This window comes from Halomonas gemina (assembly GCF_023554995.1).
Taxonomy (GTDB): Bacteria; Pseudomonadota; Gammaproteobacteria; order Pseudomonadales; family Halomonadaceae; genus Halomonas; species Halomonas gemina.
In genome coordinates this window covers 1-18732 of the sequence record NZ_JAMJPK010000004.1, presented here as the reverse complement: position 1 = coordinate 18732, position 18732 = coordinate 1, and the positions used below count along the sequence as shown (strand labels likewise).

17 protein-coding genes and 2 riboswitches are annotated in these 18732 nt (G+C 68.7%); of the genes, 14 read left to right on the top strand and 3 right to left on the bottom strand.

Annotated elements, in window-relative coordinates:
• Positions 1–5 precede the first annotated feature (5 nt).
• From M8009_RS09385 to thiC, 3 genes are all read left to right on the top strand, one after another.
• Positions 6–626 (top strand): YceI family protein, encoded by a 621-nt coding sequence (locus M8009_RS09385; RefSeq protein ID WP_250060583.1) that lies wholly within the window; start codon positions 6–8, stop codon positions 624–626.
• A 53-nt stretch (positions 627–679) separates the two neighbouring features.
• A riboswitch (TPP riboswitch) is annotated at positions 680–803 on the top strand.
• Positions 804–875: 72 nt separating this feature from the next.
• On the top strand, positions 876–1544 hold the full coding sequence (gene tenA, locus M8009_RS09380; protein WP_250060582.1) for a thiaminase II: 669 nt from the start codon (positions 876–878) through the stop codon (positions 1542–1544).
• Between the two features lie 86 nt (positions 1545–1630).
• Positions 1631–1742: riboswitch (TPP riboswitch) on the top strand.
• A 79-nt stretch (positions 1743–1821) separates the two neighbouring features.
• Complete coding sequence (gene thiC, locus M8009_RS09375; RefSeq protein WP_250060581.1) at positions 1822–3726, top strand: phosphomethylpyrimidine synthase ThiC; 1905 nt, start codon at positions 1822–1824, stop codon at positions 3724–3726.
• A 91-nt stretch (positions 3727–3817) separates the two neighbouring features.
• Here thiC and M8009_RS09370 read toward each other — a convergent pair whose 3' ends face one another.
• Entirely contained in the window at positions 3818–4321 is a 504-nt protein-coding gene (locus M8009_RS09370) for a porin family protein (protein WP_250060580.1), read from the bottom strand.
• Positions 4322–4574: 253 nt separating this feature from the next.
• On the opposite strand from M8009_RS09370, the gene M8009_RS09365 reads away from it, so the two are divergent.
• The 4 genes from M8009_RS09365 to M8009_RS09350 all read left to right on the top strand — a co-directional run bounded on the left by M8009_RS09365 (position 4575) and on the right by M8009_RS09350 (position 9879).
• Positions 4575–5768: an acetate/propionate family kinase gene (locus tag M8009_RS09365; RefSeq protein ID WP_250060579.1), complete on the top strand. Its 1194-nt coding sequence runs from the start codon at positions 4575–4577 to the stop codon at positions 5766–5768.
• On the top strand, positions 5755–7932 hold the full coding sequence (gene pta / locus M8009_RS09360) for a phosphate acetyltransferase (RefSeq protein ID WP_250060578.1): 2178 nt from the start codon (positions 5755–5757) through the stop codon (positions 7930–7932). The genes M8009_RS09365 and pta overlap by 14 nt, the downstream gene beginning before the upstream one ends.
• Positions 7933–8042: 110 nt before the next feature.
• A complete protein-coding gene (locus M8009_RS09355) occupies positions 8043–8645 on the top strand; it encodes a class I SAM-dependent methyltransferase (protein ID WP_347709840.1) in 603 nt (200 codons plus the stop codon).
• A 97-nt stretch (positions 8646–8742) separates the two neighbouring features.
• Complete coding sequence (locus M8009_RS09350) at positions 8743–9879, top strand: aminotransferase class V-fold PLP-dependent enzyme (protein ID WP_250060576.1); 1137 nt, start codon at positions 8743–8745, stop codon at positions 9877–9879.
• A gap of 125 nt (positions 9880–10004) precedes the next feature.
• Here the strand turns inward: M8009_RS09350 and M8009_RS09345 are convergent, their stop codons facing one another.
• Together M8009_RS09345 and M8009_RS09340 are read right to left on the bottom strand one after the other, a co-directional pair.
• Positions 10005–10688, bottom strand: a complete 684-nt coding sequence (locus tag M8009_RS09345) for a CBS domain-containing protein (RefSeq protein WP_250060575.1) — start codon at positions 10686–10688, stop codon at positions 10005–10007.
• Between the two features lie 124 nt (positions 10689–10812).
• A complete protein-coding gene (locus M8009_RS09340; RefSeq protein ID WP_250060574.1) occupies positions 10813–11565 on the bottom strand; it encodes a DeoR/GlpR family DNA-binding transcription regulator in 753 nt (250 codons plus the stop codon).
• A gap of 128 nt (positions 11566–11693) precedes the next feature.
• Here M8009_RS09340 and M8009_RS09335 point away from each other — a divergent pair, with 128 nt between their 5' ends.
• From M8009_RS09335 to M8009_RS09305, 7 genes are all read left to right on the top strand, one after another.
• Positions 11694–12959, top strand: coding sequence for a NupC/NupG family nucleoside CNT transporter (locus M8009_RS09335; RefSeq protein WP_250060573.1), 1266 nt, complete (start codon positions 11694–11696; stop codon positions 12957–12959).
• Positions 12960–13036: 77 nt separating this feature from the next.
• Positions 13037–13813: a deoxyribose-phosphate aldolase gene (deoC, locus tag M8009_RS09330; RefSeq protein ID WP_250060572.1), complete on the top strand. Its 777-nt coding sequence runs from the start codon at positions 13037–13039 to the stop codon at positions 13811–13813.
• Positions 13813–15153, top strand: a complete 1341-nt coding sequence (deoA, locus tag M8009_RS09325) for a thymidine phosphorylase (protein ID WP_250060571.1) — start codon at positions 13813–13815, stop codon at positions 15151–15153. Before deoC ends, deoA begins: the two co-directional genes overlap by 1 nt.
• Positions 15150–16433 carry a phosphopentomutase gene (locus tag M8009_RS09320; protein WP_250060570.1) on the top strand — a complete coding sequence of 428 codons (1284 nt, stop codon included), beginning with the start codon at positions 15150–15152 and terminating at the stop codon, positions 16431–16433. The genes deoA and M8009_RS09320 overlap by 4 nt, the downstream gene beginning before the upstream one ends.
• Entirely contained in the window at positions 16433–17167 is a 735-nt protein-coding gene (deoD, locus tag M8009_RS09315) for a purine-nucleoside phosphorylase (protein WP_250060569.1), read from the top strand. Before M8009_RS09320 ends, deoD begins: the two co-directional genes overlap by 1 nt.
• Positions 17164–17586 carry a cytidine deaminase gene (cdd, locus tag M8009_RS09310; protein ID WP_250060568.1) on the top strand — a complete coding sequence of 141 codons (423 nt, stop codon included), beginning with the start codon at positions 17164–17166 and terminating at the stop codon, positions 17584–17586. The genes deoD and cdd overlap by 4 nt, the downstream gene beginning before the upstream one ends.
• Before the next feature lie 53 nt (positions 17587–17639).
• Positions 17640–18380: a dienelactone hydrolase family protein gene (locus M8009_RS09305; protein ID WP_250060567.1), complete on the top strand. Its 741-nt coding sequence runs from the start codon at positions 17640–17642 to the stop codon at positions 18378–18380.
• Positions 18381–18732: the final 352 nt, after the last annotated feature.

Below are 18732 nucleotides of genomic sequence, written 5' to 3'. Positions count from 1 at the left end.
CCCCGATGCCCCACTCTCTCACCCCGACCCCGTGCGCCTCATGGCAGGTCGCCACAGGGCTTGCCCTGGCCCTGGGCGTGCTCTCGCCTCAGAGCGCCAGTGCCGAGCCGCGCACCTACGAGATCGATCCCGAGCACTTCTCCATCGGCTTTTTGACCGAACACGTCGGCTACGCGGATACGCTCGGCATGTTCCTGGAGGGCCAGGGCGAGTTCGTCTACGACGAGCAGACTCGGCAACTGCACTCCGGTACGGTCGAGATCGCCACCGACAGCGTATTCACCAATCACGACGAGCGCGATAACCACCTGCGCAGCGACGACTTCCTCGACGCCAGCCGCCACGCGACGATCGTCTTCGAGGCCACCGGCTTCGAGGCACACAGCGACAGCGAGGGCACCCTAAAGGGCGAGCTGACCCTGCTCGGCGAGACCCGCCCAGTGACCCTGGAGGTCACGCTCAACAAGGCGGATGCCTATCCCTTCGGCCACGGGCAGCACACCCTGGGTCTGTCGGCACGCACCACCATCGCCCGAAGCGACTGGGGGATGACCTACGGGGTCGGCAACGGCATGGTCGGTGACGAGGTTGAGCTGATCCTCGAACTGGAGGCCATCCGGCAGTAGCGATCCCGTCCCTGGGCGGGCTGGCAAGTCGCGGCCGGCCTGCTAGACTGACCACTCGCTTGACGGGGTGCCGGTGAATCCGGCTGAGATGGCGCAGGGTGTCGAGACACACCGAGCGCTGGTCCCGTGGAACCTGATCCGGCTCGTACCGGCGTAGGAATCAAGCGGTGAGCCAGCGCCCTCCCGGCGCCCTGTTCGGCCACCCCTCCCTCGCCCACGCTCCGGATCGATACCGCTACCGGAGGCAAGATGGGCTACTGCTTCAGCGACCTCACCGCCGCCTGCCAGGACGACTGGCGCGCCTATATCGAGCACGACTTCGTCCGCGCCCTGGGCGATGGCACCCTCGACCAAGGCGCCTTTCGCCACTACCTGCAGCAGGACTACCTCTTCCTGATCCACTTCGCCCGGGCCTATGCCCTGGCCGCCTACAAGAGCCGCACCCTGGCCGACCTGCGCCAGGCCCACGAAGGGCTCAGGGCGATCCTCGACGTGGAGCTCGGCCTGCACGTGGACTACTGCCGCGACTGGGGCATCGCCGAGACCGATCTCGCCGCCCTGCCCGAGGCCCGGGCCACCCTGGCCTACACCCGCTACGTGCTCGACACCGGCCACCGCGGCGACCTGCTCGACCTGCACGTGGCCCTGGCCCCCTGCCTGGTGGGCTACGGCGAGATCGCCGGCTGGCTGAAGGCCCAGCCATTCACCGTGCGCGGCGGCGCCAACCCCTATGACGCCTGGATCGCCATGTACGAAAGCGACGACTTCCAGGCCGCCATGGGCGCCGAGCTCGAGTGGCTCGACGCCCGCCTGGCGGAGGTGACGCCGCGCCGCTTCAACGAGCTCGTCGAGGTGTTCCGGTATGCCACGCGCCTGGAGATCGACTTCTGGCAGATGGGACTGGACCGCGCCGACTGACGGCCTGGCACCATCGAAGGACCCGCGCTGGCTCTGGTCAGGCCGGACGCGGCGGGCAAGATAGGCCTTGCCCACGCAGTTGACCACCACGCTTGACGGGGTGCCGTTGACGACGGCTGAGATCATGCGCTTTCGAGCATGGATCCCGTTGAACCTGAACTGGCTAGGACCAGCGTAGGGATCAAGCGACACGCCGCCTTGACGCTCCATGCCCGGTGGCCCCTGTCCTCCCCAGCTGTCCTCCCTGCAACACCATGAATCTCAAGGGAGAACACCCATGAGCAAGACCGCCCACTTCCTCGCCGAGACCGCCCGCGTCGATGAGGCCGCCATCCAGCCGCTGCCCGGCTCGCGCAAGGTCCACATCGAGGGCTCGCGCCCGGATATCCGCGTGCCGTTCCGCGAGATATCGCTGTCACCCACCAGGACCTCCGGCTTGGATGAGGAGAACCCGCCGCTGCTGGTCTATGACACCTCCGGCCCCTACAGCGACCCGGCCGCCGAGATCGACCTGCGAAAGGGACTGCCCGAGCTGCGCCGCGCCTGGATCGAGGAACGCGACGACACCGAGTTCCTCGACGGCCCCACCAGCGACTACGGCCGCCGCCGCGCCAACGACCCGATGCTCGCCGGTCTCCGCTTCGACCTGACCCGCACGCCGCGGCGCGCCAAGGAGGGGAATAACGTTACCCAGCTCCACTATGCCCGCCAGGGGATCATCACCCCGGAGATGGAATTTATCGCCATCCGCGAGAACCAGCGCCGGCAGGCCCTCGGGTCAGAGGAAGTGGAACGCATCCTCGGCCACCAGCACCCCGGCCAGGGCTTCGGCGCCAGGCTTCCCGAGGAGATCACCCCCGAGTTCGTGCGCGCCGAGGTCGCGGCGGGACGCGCCATCATCCCCTGCAACATCAACCACCCCGAGTCCGAGCCGATGATCATCGGCCGCAACTTCCTGGTGAAGATCAACGGCAACCTGGGCAACTCGGCGGTCACCTCCTCCATCGAGGACGAGGTCGACAAGATGACCTGGGGCATCCGCTGGGGCTCGGACACCGTCATGGACCTCTCCACCGGGGCCAACATCCACGAGACCCGGGAATGGATCATCCGCAACGCCCCGGTGCCGATCGGCACCGTGCCCATCTACCAGGCGCTGGAGAAGGTCAACGGGGTGGCCGAGGACCTCACCTGGGAGGTGTTCCGCGACACCCTGATCGAGCAGGCCGAACAGGGCGTGGACTACTTCACCATCCACGCCGGCGTGCTGCTGCGCTACGTGCCGCTGACCGCCAGGCGCACCACCGGGATCGTCTCCCGGGGCGGCTCGATCATGGCCAAGTGGTGCCTCTACCACCACCGGGAGAGCTTTCTCTATACCCACTTCGAGGAGATCTGCGAGATCTGCAAGCGCTACGATGTCGCCTTCTCGCTGGGTGACGGCCTGCGCCCGGGCTCGGTGGCCGATGCCAACGACGCGGCCCAGTTCGCCGAGCTCGAGACCCTGGGCGAGCTGACCCGCATCGCCTGGCAGCACGACGTCCAGGTGATGATCGAGGGCCCCGGCCACGTGCCCATGCACCTGATCAAGGAGAACATGGACAAGCAGCTTGAGGCCTGCGACGAGGCGCCCTTCTACACCCTGGGACCACTGACCACCGACATCGCGCCGGGCTATGACCACATCACCTCCGGCATCGGCGCGGCGATGATCGGCTGGTACGGCTGCGCCATGCTCTGCTACGTGACCCCCAAGGAGCACCTGGGCCTGCCCAACAAGGATGACGTCAAGACCGGCATCATCACCTACAAGATCGCCGCCCACGCGGCGGACCTCGCCAAGGGACATCCCGCCGCGCAACGGCGTGACAATGCGCTCTCCAAGGCGCGCTTCGAGTTCCGCTGGGAGGACCAGTTCAACCTCGGCCTGGACCCGGACACCGCGCGGGCGTACCACGACGAGACCCTGCCCAAGGACTCGGCCAAGGTGGCCCACTTCTGTTCCATGTGCGGGCCGAAGTTCTGCTCGATGAAGATCAGCCAGGAGGTGCGTGACTCGGTCTTTAAGTCCGGGGCCGCAGAGAAAGGCCTCGACGGCGACCGGGAAGCCGTGATGCAGGGCATGGAGGAACAGGCGGAGACGTTCCGCCGCCAGGGCGGCGAGCTCTACACGAAGGTCTGAACCCGGACGCCTCACCCCTCATGAAACGCGCCCCCGCCGGTCTCTCGACGGGGGCGCGTCTCATGGCAGGCGGCGTGGGGCCGCCGGGAGATCAGAAGCGGAAGGTCACCCCGACGCTGGCGGCGTCAAAGGTGTAGTTCGACTCGTCCAGGTAGCGCATGTAGTCGGCGCCCACGGCGAGGTTATGCGTCACGTCGAACTCGGCGCCGGCGCCGTAGGAGAAGCCGCTCTCGGTATCGGCGTCGAAGTCCACCTCGGTGAAACCCGCCAGGCCATAGAGGCGGAATTCCGGGGCGATCGGCAGAACCCCCTTGGCATAGGCGCCGGCCAGGTAGTCCAGCTCGGCCGGTCCATCGGAGCCGCCGGTACCGAGATGGCCCTCGAGCCCGAAGTAGTCGTTGAACGCCACGCCACCGCGCAGACGCAGGCCGGTGCTGTCGAAGTTGCCGCGTCCGTCGGGGTCCAGCTCCCAGAACAGGACGTCGCCACCGAGGTAAGGGCTCGGCTGGTAGTTCATCGGGCTGCCCTGGGCATGGGCGGTGGCCCCGGCCAGCATCAGGGCGGCGGAAACGGCGGAAATCGTGATGGTCTTCATGGTGAACCTCCCAGTTAGGAAACAGTGTTTCCCTATTCAGGGGTCATTCTGGTACAGCCTAGACGAAAGTGCAAGATGTTCCGCCGCCGGGGCCCTGCCAGGAGAAAGGGCGCCGGCAGGGCGCCCGACGTCAAGCCGCAGAGGTCACTGCATCCCGCACTGCAACATGCTAGATTCGCTCTGTCCAAGGCCACTCGCCTGCCCCCCCCGGCCGCACCGCACGCGCCCCCGACACTTCAGAGCAGGATGCGCCATGAACGACCCGGTACTGGTAATCAACTGCGGCTCCTCGTCGATCAAGTATGCCCTCGTCCCCGCGGCTCACGACCAGCCTCGCCAAGCCGGCCTGGCCGAGCGCCTGGGTGGCGTGGATGCGCGCCTCACCGGGGTCGACGGCGCCGGACGTGAATTCTCGCGCCCCCTGCACGGCGCCGACCACGCCGAGGCCATGGCGGCCATCCTCGAGCAGTTGGAAGGGCAGCATCCCGTGGCGGTGGGGCATCGCATCGTCCACGGCGGCGAGCGCTTCACCCGCGCCACCCGCATCGATGCCGGCGTGCGCCGGGCCATCGAGGCCACCGTGGCCCTGGCCCCGCTGCACAACCCGGCCAACCTGTCGGGGGTCGAGGCGACCCTGGCGCTCTTCCCCGACCTGCCCCAGGTGGCGGTCTTCGATACCGCCTTCCACCAGACGCTGCCCCCTCGCGCCTACCGCTATGCACTGCCGGAAGGGCTCTATCGCAACCACGGCATCCGCCGCTACGGCTTCCATGGCAGCAGCCACGCCTATGTGAGTGCCCGGGTCGATGCCCTCGGCGAGCGCCCCCACGGCGGCTGGCTGATCGCCCACCTGGGCAATGGCTGCTCCACCTGCGCGGTCTGGCAGGGGGAGAGCGTCGACACCAGCATGGGGCTGACGCCTCTGGAGGGGCTGGTGATGGGTACGCGCAGCGGTGACGTGGACCCGGGCCTGCATGCCCACCTGGCCCGCCAGCTGGGCTGGTCGATCGCCAGAATCGACACCCTGCTCAACAAGGAGAGCGGCCTGCTGGGGCTCTCCGGCCTCTCCAACGACATGCGTCGCCTCGAGCAGGCCGCCGCCGAGCACCACGCGGGCGCCGAACTGGCCATCGAGGTGTTCTGCTACCGTCTCGCCAAGTCGCTGGCGGCCCTCTCCTGTGCCCTGCCCCGCCTGGATGGCATCGCCTTCACCGGGGGCATCGGCGAGAATGCCAGCGCCGTGCGCGCGCGGGTGGTCGAGCAGCTGCCCCACTTCGGCCTGCGCCTGGCCGCCGAGGCCAATGCCGCCACCGTGGGCGGCCGCGAGGGCCGCATCGACCTCGACGCGGGCGGTCCCCAGGTGTGGGTCATCCCCACCGACGAGGAGGGACGCATCGCCGAGGAAACCCGCCAGCTGCTGCAGGAGCGCCACCATGACGCCACTTGACCACCGCCCCGAGCCCCGCAACCTGCTGCTGGTGCCCACCGACAGCGGCGTGGGCCTGACCTCGGCCTGTCTGGGCCTGATCCGCGCCCTGGACACCCTCGGCCTCAAGGCCGGCTTTCTCAAGCCGTTCCGACAGGACGAGCTCAACGGCAACGGGCCGGACCGCTCCTGTGCCCTGGCGGCCAGCACCCTGGGCCTGTCACCGCCGGCGCCGCTCCCCCAGGCCCGGCTGGAGCGCCTGCTGCGCGAGGACCGCAGCGACGAGCTGATGGAAGAGGCCGTGGAGCGCCATGCCCGGGTCGTCTCCCCGGACACGGGCGAGGCTCCCGAACTGGTGGTGATCGAGGGGCTCGCCCCCAGCCAGCACAGCAGCTACGCCACCCGGCTCAATGCCCAGCTGGCCCATGCCCTCAATGCGCGCACCATCCTCGTCGCCGACGGTGACCTCGGCGACCCCCAGGACCTGGCGGAGCGGCTCGACATGCACGCCCAGGCCTTCGATGGCGTGGAGTCGCCGCGCACCCTGGGCTGCATCCTGATGCGGCTGCGCCCGTTGCCCGACGGCGACAGCCCCACACCCCTGGCCGCCCCCGAGCTCACCGCCCGACGTGACGAACAGCTGGTCGACCGCCTGCGCCGCTACCTGCCGGCCCTGGGCGGCGAGCGCTTCCAGCTGATCGGCGCCGTGCCCTGGCATTCGACCCTCTCCGCGCCGCGGGTGCTGGACGTTGCCCGGGCCCTGGAGGCGCGCTTCCTGCACGAGGGCGAGGCCGCTAGCCGCCGCGTGCTGGGCACCAGCCTGTGCGCGCGCAGCGCCTCCCATGCCCTGCACGTGTTCCGCCCCGGCCGCCTGCTGGTCACCCCCGGCGACCGCGACGACATCCTGCTCGCCGCGGCGCTCGCGACCATGAACGGCGTACCCCTGGCCGGCATCCTGCTGACCCACGACGAACTGCCGGACGAGGCCATGATCGAGTTCTGCCGACCGGCGCTGCGCAGCGGGCTGCCGGTGATGGCGGTGGACTCCGACAGTTTCGTTACCGCCCAGCGCCTCGACCGCATGGCCAACGACATCCCCATCGACGACCCGGAGCGGGCCGAGCAGGTGACCCGCTTCGTCGCCGGGCACCTCGACCTGGCGTGGCTCAAGGAGAACCTCAGCCGCGGCTATCCGAGCCGGCTCTCACCTGCCGCCTTCCGCCACCAGCTGGTCAAGCTGGCCCAGGAGGCAAGCAAGCGCATCGTGCTGCCCGAGGGCAGCGAGCCGCGCACCGTGGAAGCCGCCGTGATCTGCCAGCAGCGCGGCATCGCCCGCTGCGTGCTGCTGGCCAGGCGCGAGGAGGTCGAGGAGGTGGCCCGCCAGCGCGGCATCGAGCTGCCAGCGGAGCTCGAGATCCTCGACCCTGACGGCATCCGCCGGGACTACGTGCAGCCGATGGCCGAACGACGCCCCGACAAGCTCAACGCGCTGACGGCCGCGGACCAGCTCCAGGACAACGTGGTGCTCGGCACCATGATGCTGGCCGTGGACGAGGTAGACGGCCTCGTCTCGGGGGCGATCCACACTACTGCCAACACCGTGCGCCCGGCCTTCCAGCTGATCAAGACGGCGCCCGGCTATCGGCAGGTATCGTCGATCTTCTTCATGCTGCTGCCCGAGCAGGTAGTAGTCTACGGCGACTGCGCCGTGAATCCCGACCCGGACGCGGAGGCACTGGCCGAGATCGCCATCCAGAGCGCCCGCTCCGCCGCGGCCTTTGGCATCGAACCCCGGGTGGCCATGATCAGCTACTCCACCGGCGAGTCCGGCAGCGGCGCCGACGTGGAGAAGGTGCGCCAGGCCACGCGCATCGCCCGGGAGCGCGAACCCTCACTGTGCATCGATGGCCCCCTGCAGTACGACGCCGCCGCCATCGAGAGCGTGGGCCGCCAGAAGGCGCCCGACTCGCCGGTGGCAGGGCGCGCCACGGTCTTCGTCTTCCCCGACCTCAACACCGGAAATACCACCTACAAGGCGGTCCAGCGCAGCGCCGGGGTGGTCAGCGTCGGCCCCATGCTGCAGGGCCTCAACAAGCCGGTGAACGACCTCTCCCGAGGTGCGCTGGTCGACGACATCGTCTACACCATCGCCCTGACCGCGATCCAGGCCGCCCAGCATGGTTGAGTGCCACCGCCCATCCAGGGCGTCGAGAGTGAAATCGGCACGCTGGCTTTCCCGCTCGCTTCCTCTGGCCTAGAGTCGAGACATGCTCCGTTCAAGCAAAGGGCCAGCCCATGACGACGCAAGACCGACCCGCAGACGTTGGTGGAACCGTGCGACGCGCACAGTTTTCCCTATTCGCGCGTAATTTCTTCAAGCACCCCCGAATGCTGGGTTCGATCATTCCCAGTTCCTCTTTCCTGGTTAAGCGCCTGCTCAAACGGGTCGATTGGCAGCGTGCTCACGTTGTTGTCGAGTACGGGCCCGGGGTCGGGACCATAACGAAGGAGCTGTTACACCGCATGCCTGCGGAATCGACCCTGGTCGTGCTGGAGACCAACCAGGACTTCGTCGACTTCCTCGAGCAGTCGCTCCCCGACGCCCGACTGCGGGTCATCAAGGGGTCCGCAGAGACGATCCAGGCCGAACTGGCCCGCCTGGGCCTGCCCGCCGCCGACTATGTGCTCGCCGGCATTCCCTTCAGCACCATGCCGGCCGAGAGCCGCGAGTCCATCCTCATGCGCAGCCTGGAGGCCCTCTCGCCTCAGGGCTCCATGCTGATCTACCAATTCTCCTCCCGGGTATTGCCCGACCTGCGTCGCGTCTTTTCCAAGGTGGAGTGCGATTTCGAGTTGCTCAACGTGCTGCCGGCTCGACTTTATTGCTGCCAGCCCTGAGGCACCGCCGTGCTGGCCCGCAAAGGGGAATGAGAATATCCTCAGGAGACGAAGGGCCTGAACGCAGCAGGCCCCGAACATCAACACGGAGAACGAAATGGCCGGACTGCTACCCGATGTCGACCCCGATGGACTGCTCGAGTACTCGGTGGTCTACACCGACCGCGCACTGAACCACATGTCGAAGAGCTTCCAGGGCGTGATGCGCGACGTCTCCTCCACGCTGAAGGAGGTGTATAACGCTCACTCGACGGTGATCGTTCCCGGCAGCGGGACCTTCGCCATGGAGGCCGTGGCACGCCAGTTCGCCAAAGAGCGCCAATGCCTGGTGATCCGCAACGGCTGGTTCAGCTATCGCTGGAGCCAGATCCTCGAGATGGGCAAGATCCCCGCCGAGGTCAACGTGCTCAAGGCGCGTCGCCTCGACGAGGATGACCCCACCTCGCCCTTCGCCCCGCCCGCCATCGAGGAGGTGGTCGAGTCGATCCATGACCAGCAGCCCGATATCGTCTTCGCCCCCCACGTGGAGACCGCCTCGGGCATGCTGCTGCCGGACGACTACCTGCGCCAGATCGCCGACGCCATCCACGAGCAGGGCGGGCTCTTCGTGCTCGACTGCATCGCCTCCGGCACCCTCTGGGTCGACATGCAGGACATCGGCGTCGACGTGCTGGTCAGTGCCCCGCAGAAGGGCTGGAGCGCCAGCCCCTGCTGCGGCATGGTCATGCTCTCCCGCCAGGCCCGGGAGATCATCGAGGAGACCACCAGCACCAGCTTCGCCTGCGACCTGAAGAAGTGGCTGTCGATCATGGAAACCTACGAGGCAGGCGGCCACGCCTATCACGCCACCCTGCCCACCGACGGGCTGCGCCAGCTGCGCGACGTGATGCGCGAGACCCAGCAGTACGGTTTCGACAAGGTGCGTGGCGAGCAGTGGGAGGTCGGCCGCCGGGTGCGCGGCATGCTCGCCGAGCACGGCTTTCGCAGCGTGGCGGCACCGGGGTTCGAAGCGCCCGGCGTGGTGGTCTGCTACACCGAAGACGAGGGCATCGTCGGCAAGTTCCTGGCGGCCGGTGTCCAGGTGGCGGCAGGGGTCCCGCTGATGTGTGACGAGGGCGACGACTATCGCGCCTTCCGCATCGGCCTGTTCGGCCTCGACAAGCTCCACCATCCGGAGCGCACCCTCGAGAGCCTGGAAGCGGCCCTGGCCAAGGTGCAGGGCGCCGACGACTGAGTCGTCAGCACCCTCAGGGCGCGGGCTTCGCGCCTGATCATTGCTGACCATCAAAGCTGACTATTAATGAAAGCGGGGCGGCCATCTGGCCGCCCCGCTGTCACGTGCGCCGGGACGATGTGGCCTCAGTAGCCGCCCATGCCCCGTGGCATGAAGCCCAGGTTGTTCTCCACCTCCGTCACGCCACCGATATTCTCCGCCGCCACCTGCACGGCCTTGCGCTGCTCCTTGCTGTCCACCAGCCCCCAGAGTTGCACCTTGCCGTCGGCCACGATGACGTTGAGCCGGTCGACCATGACCCCGGTGTTCTCGTCCACCTCCTTGAGGATGGCGTCACGGATCGCGCGGTCGTCACCGCCCGCGGCTGGCTGGCGGCTCACCGAGAAGCCGCGCAGCAGGTTGGAACGGCTGACGATGCCCACCAGCCTACCATCCCGCACCACTGGCACACGCTTGATGCGGCGCTTCTCGAGCAGCGAGGCGATGCGGTGCAGCGGCTCGTCCTCGGCGATGGTGAGCGGGTGCGGCGTCATGATCTCGCTGGCCTTGCGGCCGTGGCTCTTGACGTAATCCACGGCGTCACCGCCGCCGCTGAAGAGCTTCAGCCACCAGGACTTGTGCTGGTCGGTGTCGTTCTCGACCCGGCGCATCAGGTCCCCCTCGCTGACGATGCCGAGCACCTTGTCGTCGGCATCCACCACGGGCACGGCGCTGATGCCGTGTTCCAGCAGCAGGCTGGCAATCTCGCTGACTTCACTGTCGGGAGTGACGGTGATCACGTTGGGAGTCATGACATCTGCGGCTTGCATCGACGTTCTCCAGCAGGTTCAGGGGATTGTAGAACCAACATAGCAACGCCCTGTGTGCTTCGCCTTGATCCACGCCAAAAACTCTCAACGTAGCCAGGAGATCCGGTCGAAGCCTGCAAGCCGGTCAGGTTTCGGCGGCGCGTGATGCCGGCCCACCAGCCGCGGCAACCTGGCCGTCGGTGATGACCTCGTCGACCTCGTCGAGCCCGGCGAAGCGCGCCGGGCGAATCACCCCCAGCTTGCTCTCGTCCACCACCAGCAGGCGATGTGCGGCGGTGGCGATCGCCGCCTGCTTGGGCGCCACCTCATGGAAGTGGAAGCAGCTCAGGCCCTTCTGCCGGTGCACGCCCGCCGCGGAGAGGAAGGCCTTGTTGATACCGAGGCGTCGGATGGCATCGCCCATTGTCTCGCTGGCGAAGGAGCGCGACGAGCCATGGTAGACCCCGCCCAGCAGGATCAGGCGCACCCCGGGCAGCACGCTCACCGAATCGGCCACGTTCAGGGCATAGGTCACCACGGTCAACGACTGGTCGGCCGGCAGCCCCGCGGCCAGCGGCATCAGCGTCGTGCCGCAGTCGATGAACAGGGTGTCGCCGGGCTCGATGCATCGGGCCGCCCGCTCGCAGAGCCGACGCTTGGCCCCGGCATGGCGATCCTGCTGGGCCGCCAGGTCGTAGACCGGCGCATAGCGCGGGTCGTCACTGCGCACCAGGTAGCCGCCCATAAGCCGCAGCCCGCCCTCCCCGGCGGCCAGGTCGCGGCGAATGGTCATCTCCGAGACACCGCACAGCGCCGCGGCATCCTGCAGGCGCAAGCTCCCGCCGCGGGCCAGGGCATCACTCAGCCGGGCGAGGCGCCGGGCAGTGCGTTCGTTCATGTCCTGCGACTCCCCTGACGGCCCGATGGTGGAAAGATGTTAGAAAAATAACACCAAATGTTATAGATTTCACCTTACACTCATCCGGATGCCTGCCGCCCCAGGCCGCCCAGTCAGATAGGTGCCCCATGACCCTCTTCATGAGCCTGGTGGGGATGGCGACCCTCGTGGCCATCGCCCTCGTCTTCTCCTACGATCGCCGCGCCATCCGCCTGAGGACCGTGGTCGGTGCCTTCGCCATCCAGGCCGGCATCGGCGCCTTCGTGCTCTATGTGCCCTTCGGCCAGACGGTGCTCCAGACCATCTCCGACGGCGTCAGCCAGGTGGTGCTCTACGCCAACGACGGCATCGGCTTCGTCTTCGGCGGCCTGGCCGAGGTCGACAGCGTCGGCTTCGTCTTCGCCATCAAGGTGCTGCCGGTGATCATCTTCTTCTCGTCGCTGATCGCCGTGCTCTACTACCTGGGGATCATGCAGTGGGTGATCCGCCTGCTCGGCGGCGCCCTGCATAAGGCGCTGGGCACCTCGCGCACCGAGTCGCTCTCCGCTACCGCCAACATCTTCGTCGGCCAGACCGAGGCGCCGCTGGTGGTGCGTCCCTTCATCGCCCGCATGACCCCCTCGCAGCTGTTCGCGGTGATGTGCGGCGGGCTGGCCTCGGTGGCCGGCTCGGTGCTGGCCGGCTACGCCGCCATGGGCGTGCCCATGGAATACCTGGTGGCCGCCTCCTTCATGGCCGCCCCGGGCGGGTTGCTGTTCGCCAAGCTGATCATGCCCGAGACCCGCGAGCCCGAGGACAGCGTCTCGAAGATCGAGGAGGAACGGGAAGAGGACGAGGACCAGCCCAGCAACGTGCTCGACGCCGCCGCAGCCGGGGCCACCTCGGGCCTCAAGCTCGCCGCCAACGTGGGGGCCATGCTGCTCGCCTTCATCGGCCTGATCGCGCTGATCAACGGCATGCTCGGCGGCATCGGTGGCTGGTTCGGCTTCGAGGCGCTGAGCCTGGAGTGGATCCTCGGCTGGCTCTTCGCCCCGCTGGCCTTCCTGCTCGGCGTGCCCTGGGAGGAGGCGACCCTGGCCGGCTCCTTCATCGGCCAGAAGGTGGTGGTCAACGAGTTCGTGGCCTTCATCAATCTCGGCCCCTACCTGAGCGGCGAGGAGCTGGTGGCCGCCACCGGCCAGGCGATGACGCCCCATACCATGGCGATCCTCTCCTTCGCCCTGTGCGGCTTCGCCAACCTCTCCTCCATCGCCATCCTGCTCGGGGGCCTTGGCAGCATCGCCCCGAGCCGCCGCCACGAGATCGCCCGCTTCGGCCTCAAGGCGGTACTGGCCGGCACCCTCTCCAACCTGATGTCGGCCTCCATCGCCGGTTTCTTCCTGGCCCTGGCCTAGACTTTACACGCCGGCAGCACTGCCTCGGGCATGGTGTCGGCCCTCCCTTTCCCTTTCACTCAACCAATGGACGCTCCATGACCGAACTGCAGCAGGCCGCGCGCCAGGCCCTGGCGCTGATGGACCTCACCAGCCTCAACGACGACGACAGCGACGCCACCATCGAGGCACTCTGCCAGCAGGCGAAGACGCCCGCCGGCACGCCGGCGGCGGTCTGCATCTACCCGGCCTTCGTGGTCACCGCGCGACGTGCGCTGAAGGCTCATGGCCTCGAGGGCATCGTCAAGGTGGCCACGGTCACCAACTTCCCCCAGGGTGGCGACGACATCATGGCGGCCGCCCGCGAGACCCGCGCGGCCGCGGCCTCCGGCGCCGATGAGGTCGACGTGGTCTTTCCCTGGCGTGCGCTGATGGCCGGCGACGAGGAGACCGGCCGCGAGCTGGTCGCGGCCTGCAAGCAGGCCGCCGGCGATGCCCTGCTCAAGGTGATCCTTGAGACCGGCGAGCTGAAGGACCCGGCCCTGATCCGCCGCGCCGGCGAGCTGGCGCTGGAGGGCGGCGCCGACTTTCTCAAGACCTCCACCGGCAAGGTGGCGGTCAATGCCACCCTGGAAGCGGCCGAGCTCCTGCTGACCGTGATCCGCGACAGCGGCCGCGACGTGGGCTTCAAGGCCGCGGGCGGCGTGCGCACCGTCGAGGACGCCCTGGCCTACCTGCAGCTCGCCGAGCGCCTGATGGGCGTGACGTGGATCACCCCGGCCCACATGCGCTTCGGCGCCTCGGGGCTGCTCGGCAACCTGCTGCAGACCCTGCGGGTCGACGCCGGCGACGATGCGACATCCGGGGGCTACTGATGGACGCCCAGGCTCTCCCCCAGGAGCTGATCCGCGCCAAGCGTGACGGCCGCGCACTCGACCGCGAGGCGATCCGGCAGCTGGTCGCCGGCATCCGCGACGGTAGCCTCTCGGATGCCCAGGTGGGGGCCCTGGCCATGGCGGTCTTCCTGCGAGGCATGGATGCCGAGGAGACGGTGGCCTTGACCGAGGCGATCCGCGACTCCGGCGAGGTGCTCGACTGGTCCGGCCTCGACCTGCCCGGGCCGGTGCTCGACAAGCACTCCACCGGCGGCGTGGGCGACCTCGTCTCGCTGGTGCTCGGCCCCTGGATCGCCGCCTGCGGCGGGCACGTGCCGATGATCTCCGGCCGCGGCCTGGGCCACACCGGCGGCACCCTGGACAAGCTCGAGGCGATCCCCGGCTACTCGGTCACCCCGGACACCGCCACCTTCCGCCGACTGGTCAAGGAGGTGGGCGTGGCGATCATCGGCCAGACCGCCGACCTGGCGCCGGCCGACCGGCGCCTCTATGCGGTGCGCGACGTCACCGCCACCGTGGAGTCGCTGCCGCTGATCGTCAGCTCGATCCTCGGCAAGAAGCTGGCCTGCGGCCTGGATGCCCTGGTGATGGACGTCAAGACCGGCAGCGGGGCCTTTATGCCCACCGCAGAGGCATCGATGGAATTGGCGCAAACCATTGCCGAGGTGGCAAGCCAGGCCGGCACCCCCACGACGGCACTGGTCACCGACATGAGCCAGCCGCTGGCTCCCTGCGCGGGCAATGCCCTTGAGGTGCGCGAGGCGCTGCGCCTGCTCGGCGGCGAGAAGCGCCACGGCCGCCTGCTGGCAGTGACCCGCGACCTGGCCGCCGAGCTGCTGCTGGCCGGCCGGCTGGCCGATTCCCGGGACGCGGCCATGGCGCGGCTCGACGAGGCGCTGGCCTCGGGGGCGGCCGCCGAGCGCTTCGCGCAGATGGTAGCCGGCCTCGGCGGGCCCGGTGACCTGCTCGAACGCCCCGGCCACCACCTGCCCGAGGCGCCGGTGACCCGCGCGGTGCATGCCGAGCAACCGGGCCGGGTCCAGGCCATGGACACCCGCGCGCTGGGCCTGGCCGTGGTGGCCCTCGGCGGCGGCCGGCGCGCCCCCGGCGAAGCCATCGACCCCGCAGTCGGGCTGTCGCACATCGCCTCCCTGGGCGAGGCGGTGGACGCCGAGCGCCCGCTGGCGCTGGCTCACGCCGCCAGCGCTGCGGACGCCGACCGGGCCGCCCGGCAGGTCCGCGAGGCCATCCGGGTAGCCGACGGCCCCGCCACGCCCCCACCCCTGATCCATGACATCATCCGACGGGAGGCACCATGACCCGCGCCATCGTGCTCGTGCTCGACTCCTTCGGCATCGGGGCGACGCCGGACGCCGCGCGCTTCGGCGATGCCGGCGCCGACACCCTGGGCCATATCGCCGCCGCCTGCGCTCGCGGGGAGTGCGACCTTCCACAGGGCCCCGAAACCGGCCCGGACGCGCGACGAAAGGGGCCGCTTGCGCTGCCGAACCTCGCCCGGCTGGGGCTCTTTCATGCCCACCGGGGCAGCACCGGTCGCTGGGCCGAGAGCGTCGCGGTACCCGACGCGGTCATCGGCGCCTGGGGCCATGCCCGTGAGCTCTCCTCCGGCAAGGACACCCCCTCCGGCCACTGGGAGATCGCCGGCGTGCCGGTGTGTTTCGACTGGGGCTACTTCCTGGAGCCTGAGAACAGCTTTCCCACCGAGCTCCTCGAGGCGCTGGTACGCGAGGCCGACCTGCCCGGGGTGCTCGGCAACTGCCACGCCTCCGGCACCGAGATCATCGCCCGGCTCGGCGAGGCGCATGTCGAGAGCGGCAAGCCCATCGTCTATACCTCGGCGGACTCGGTATTCCAGATCGCCGCCCACGAGGAGGCCTTCGGCCTGGAACGGCTCTACGCTGTCTGCGAGACCGCCCGCTGCCTGCTCGAGCCCTACAACATCGGCCGGGTGATCGCCCGCCCCTTTCGCGGTGAAAAGGCGACCGGCGGCGACGCGGCAAGCTTCGCGCGCACCGCCAACCGGCGCGACTACAGCGTCGAGCCGCCCGCCCCCACGGTGCTGCAGAAACTGCATGACGACGGTGGCACGGTGGTGGCCGTCGGCAAGATCGCCGATATCTACGCCCACTGCGGCATCACGCGCAGCATGAAGGCCAGCGGCCATGACGCCCTGATGGACGCGACCCTCGAGGCCCTGGACGAGGCAGGAGACCGCTCGCTGGTGATGACCAACTTCGTCGACTTCGACATGGTCTACGGCCACCGCCGCGACGTGCCCGGCTACGCCGCGGCCCTGGAGGCCTTCGACGCCCGCCTGCCCGAACTGCTGGACAGGCTCCACGACGATGACCTACTGATCCTCACCGCCGACCATGGCTGCGACCCTACCTGGACCGGCACCGACCATACCCGCGAGCACATCCCGGTCCTGGCGCTGGGTGCGGGCCTCGCCCCGGGCTCGCTGGGGGCCCGCGAGACCTTCGCCGACATCGGCCAGAGCCTGGCCGCGCACTTGGGCCTCGCCCCCATGGACGACGGCACCTCTTTCCTCGATTCAGACGCGACAGGAGGCCCCTGATGGCCACGCCCCATATCGATGCCGAACGCGGCGACTTCGCCGATATCGTGCTGATGCCCGGCGACCCGCTGCGCGCCCGCTACATCGCCGAGACCTTTCTCGACGAGGTCCGCCAGGTCAACAGGGTGCGCAGCATGTCCGGCTACACGGGGCGCTACAAGGGCCGCGAGATCTCGGTGATGGGCCATGGCATGGGCATCCCCTCGGTCTCCATCTATGCCAAGGAGCTGATCACCGAGTACGACGTCGGCACGCTGATCCGCGTCGGCTCCTGCGGCGCGGTACGCGACGATGTGGCGGTGCGCGACGTGGTGATCGGGCTGGGCGCCTGCACCGACTCCGGGGTCAACCGCACGCGCTTCGGCGGCATGGACTTCGCCGCCACCGCCGACTTCGCGCTGACGCGCGCCCTGGCCGACGCCGCCGATGACCTCGGCGTGACGACGAAGATCGGCAACCTCTTCTCGGCGGATCTCTTCTACGACCCGCGCCCCGAGACCGCCGAGCTGCTCAGGCGCTACGGCATCGTCGGCGTGGAGATGGAGGCCGCCGGCCTCTACGGCGTCGCCGCCGAGTTCGGCGCCCGCGCGGCCACCGTCTGCACCGTCTCGGACCATATCCTCAGGGGCGATTCCCTGGACAGCACCGCGCGAGAGCGCAGCTTCGACGACATGATACGGATCGCGCTGGATGCCGTGCTGCGCGATGATGCCGCCCGGGAGGTAACGCCATGAACGATGCCGCCGATCCCACCATCATCGCGGCGCTACTGGCGGTGCGCGAGCGCGCCTATGCCCCCTACTCCCACCACCCGGTGGGGGCGCTGGTGGTCAGCGAGAGCGGCACACGCTACGGTGGCGCCAACGTCGAGGTGGCCCACTACAAGGGAATCTGCGCCGAGGCCTCGGCCATCGCCGCCATGGCCAGCGCCGGCGAACGCCAGCTGCGCGAGGTGTGGGTGATCGGACCCGGCCGGCACCTCTGCACGCCCTGCGGCGACTGCCGCCAGCGGATCCGCGAGTTCGCCACCCCCGAGACCCGCATCCGGGTGGTGGACGCCGAGGGCCGGCTGCTCAAGGAGTACGACATGGAGGCGCTGCTGCCGGACTCCTTCGGGCCCGAGAACCTAAGCCCCGAGGCCCTTCATGACTAGGGGGTGCAGTCGCTAAGCTTTTGCCTATCGCCATCGTCACCCGGAGCCTGCTCATGTCTCGCGCCATCGACATTCCCGCCGCCGACGGCACCATCGACGCCCATATCGTCACGCCCGGTGACGCCGCCGGCCCGCTGCCCGCCGTGGTGCTGTTCACTGATATCGGCGGCCTGCGCCCCTGCTATCTCGAGAAGGCCCAGCGGATCGCGGACAACGGCTACACCGTGCTGATGCCCAACCTCTACTATCGCGACGCAGCGGGCACCGTGGTACCGGAGGGCACGTCCTTTCGCGACCCCGACGTACGGCCGACCCTGCTCGCGTATGCCGCCCGCCTGACACCCGAGGCACAGCGCCGAGACTTCGCCGCCCTGCTGGAATGCCTCGATAGCGAAGCCGAGTTCGCACACGGCAAGGTGGGCGTGGTCGGCTACTGCATGACCGGCGCCTTCGCACTGCGCATGGCAGCCCAACACCCCGGCCGCGTGGCCGCCGCGGCCGGCTTTCACTCGGCTGGCCTGGCGCAGGCCGACGACCCCGACAGTCCCGTGCATGTGGTCGATACCATCGAGGCGCGGGTCTATTTCGGCCATGCCGACCAGGATGCGCTGCTGCCTCCCGAGCAGATCGCCCGCATGGATGAGGCGCTGGCCCAAGCCGGCGTGCACTTCACCACGGAGCTCTACAAGGGAGCGGCCCACGGCTTCACCGCCAAGGACGCCCCTTCCTATGACGCGGCCGCCGATGCCCTGCACCACAAGCGACTCGCCATGCTCCTGGCGGAGACGCTGTAACGCGCCCTTCGCGGCCTCCGGCCAGCGATCAATCAAGGCGCGCCCACAATGGCGACAGCAAACACCTTTGAAGAAGGAAATGGGATATTTTCCAACAAGGTGAATGTCTCATTTCGGCCAGAAGCGGACGATCAGGCGAGACTTATATAACTATAGCCATAACCGGCGGCACCCAAGAGCCTACCGCGAACTGCGACTTTGTTTCGTGCCGCCCGCTTCATGGCCGTAAGCGGCCGGTGAACACACCTTACGCGGGAGGCCCTGGCCGGCCACATTAGGTGCCCATCTATTAATAAGTGGGCACCTATCCATGACGTCCCCAAGTACCGAACGTGAGATCCGTCGTCGCCGT

Excerpts from the sequence above, each read along its gene's own strand:
- M8009_RS09370 (WP_250060580.1), bottom strand. The coding sequence starts at position 4,321 with ATGAAGACCATCACGATTTCCGCCGTTTCCGCCGCCCTGATGCTGGCC.
- M8009_RS09305 (WP_250060567.1), top strand. The coding sequence starts at position 17,640 with ATGTCTCGCGCCATCGACATTCCCGCCGCCGACGGCACCATCGACGCC.
- M8009_RS09345 (WP_250060575.1), bottom strand. The coding sequence starts at position 10,688 with ATGCAAGCCGCAGATGTCATGACTCCCAACGTGATCACCGTCACTCCC.
- M8009_RS09335 (WP_250060573.1), top strand. The coding sequence starts at position 11,694 with ATGACCCTCTTCATGAGCCTGGTGGGGATGGCGACCCTCGTGGCCATC.
- M8009_RS09320 (WP_250060570.1), top strand. The coding sequence starts at position 15,150 with ATGACCCGCGCCATCGTGCTCGTGCTCGACTCCTTCGGCATCGGGGCG.
- M8009_RS09340 (WP_250060574.1), bottom strand. The coding sequence starts at position 11,565 with ATGAACGAACGCACTGCCCGGCGCCTCGCCCGGCTGAGTGATGCCCTG.
- M8009_RS09365 (WP_250060579.1), top strand. The coding sequence starts at position 4,575 with ATGAACGACCCGGTACTGGTAATCAACTGCGGCTCCTCGTCGATCAAG.
- pta (WP_250060578.1), top strand. The coding sequence starts at position 5,755 with ATGACGCCACTTGACCACCGCCCCGAGCCCCGCAACCTGCTGCTGGTG.
- M8009_RS09355 (WP_347709840.1), top strand. The coding sequence starts at position 8,043 with ATGACGACGCAAGACCGACCCGCAGACGTTGGTGGAACCGTGCGACGC.
- deoD (WP_250060569.1), top strand. The coding sequence starts at position 16,433 with ATGGCCACGCCCCATATCGATGCCGAACGCGGCGACTTCGCCGATATC.
- tenA (WP_250060582.1), top strand. The coding sequence starts at position 876 with ATGGGCTACTGCTTCAGCGACCTCACCGCCGCCTGCCAGGACGACTGG.
- M8009_RS09350 (WP_250060576.1), top strand. The coding sequence starts at position 8,743 with ATGGCCGGACTGCTACCCGATGTCGACCCCGATGGACTGCTCGAGTAC.
- deoC (WP_250060572.1), top strand. The coding sequence starts at position 13,037 with ATGACCGAACTGCAGCAGGCCGCGCGCCAGGCCCTGGCGCTGATGGAC.
- M8009_RS09385 (WP_250060583.1), top strand. The coding sequence starts at position 6 with ATGCCCCACTCTCTCACCCCGACCCCGTGCGCCTCATGGCAGGTCGCC.
- thiC (WP_250060581.1), top strand. The coding sequence starts at position 1,822 with ATGAGCAAGACCGCCCACTTCCTCGCCGAGACCGCCCGCGTCGATGAG.
- deoA (WP_250060571.1), top strand. The coding sequence starts at position 13,813 with ATGGACGCCCAGGCTCTCCCCCAGGAGCTGATCCGCGCCAAGCGTGAC.
- cdd (WP_250060568.1), top strand. The coding sequence starts at position 17,164 with ATGAACGATGCCGCCGATCCCACCATCATCGCGGCGCTACTGGCGGTG.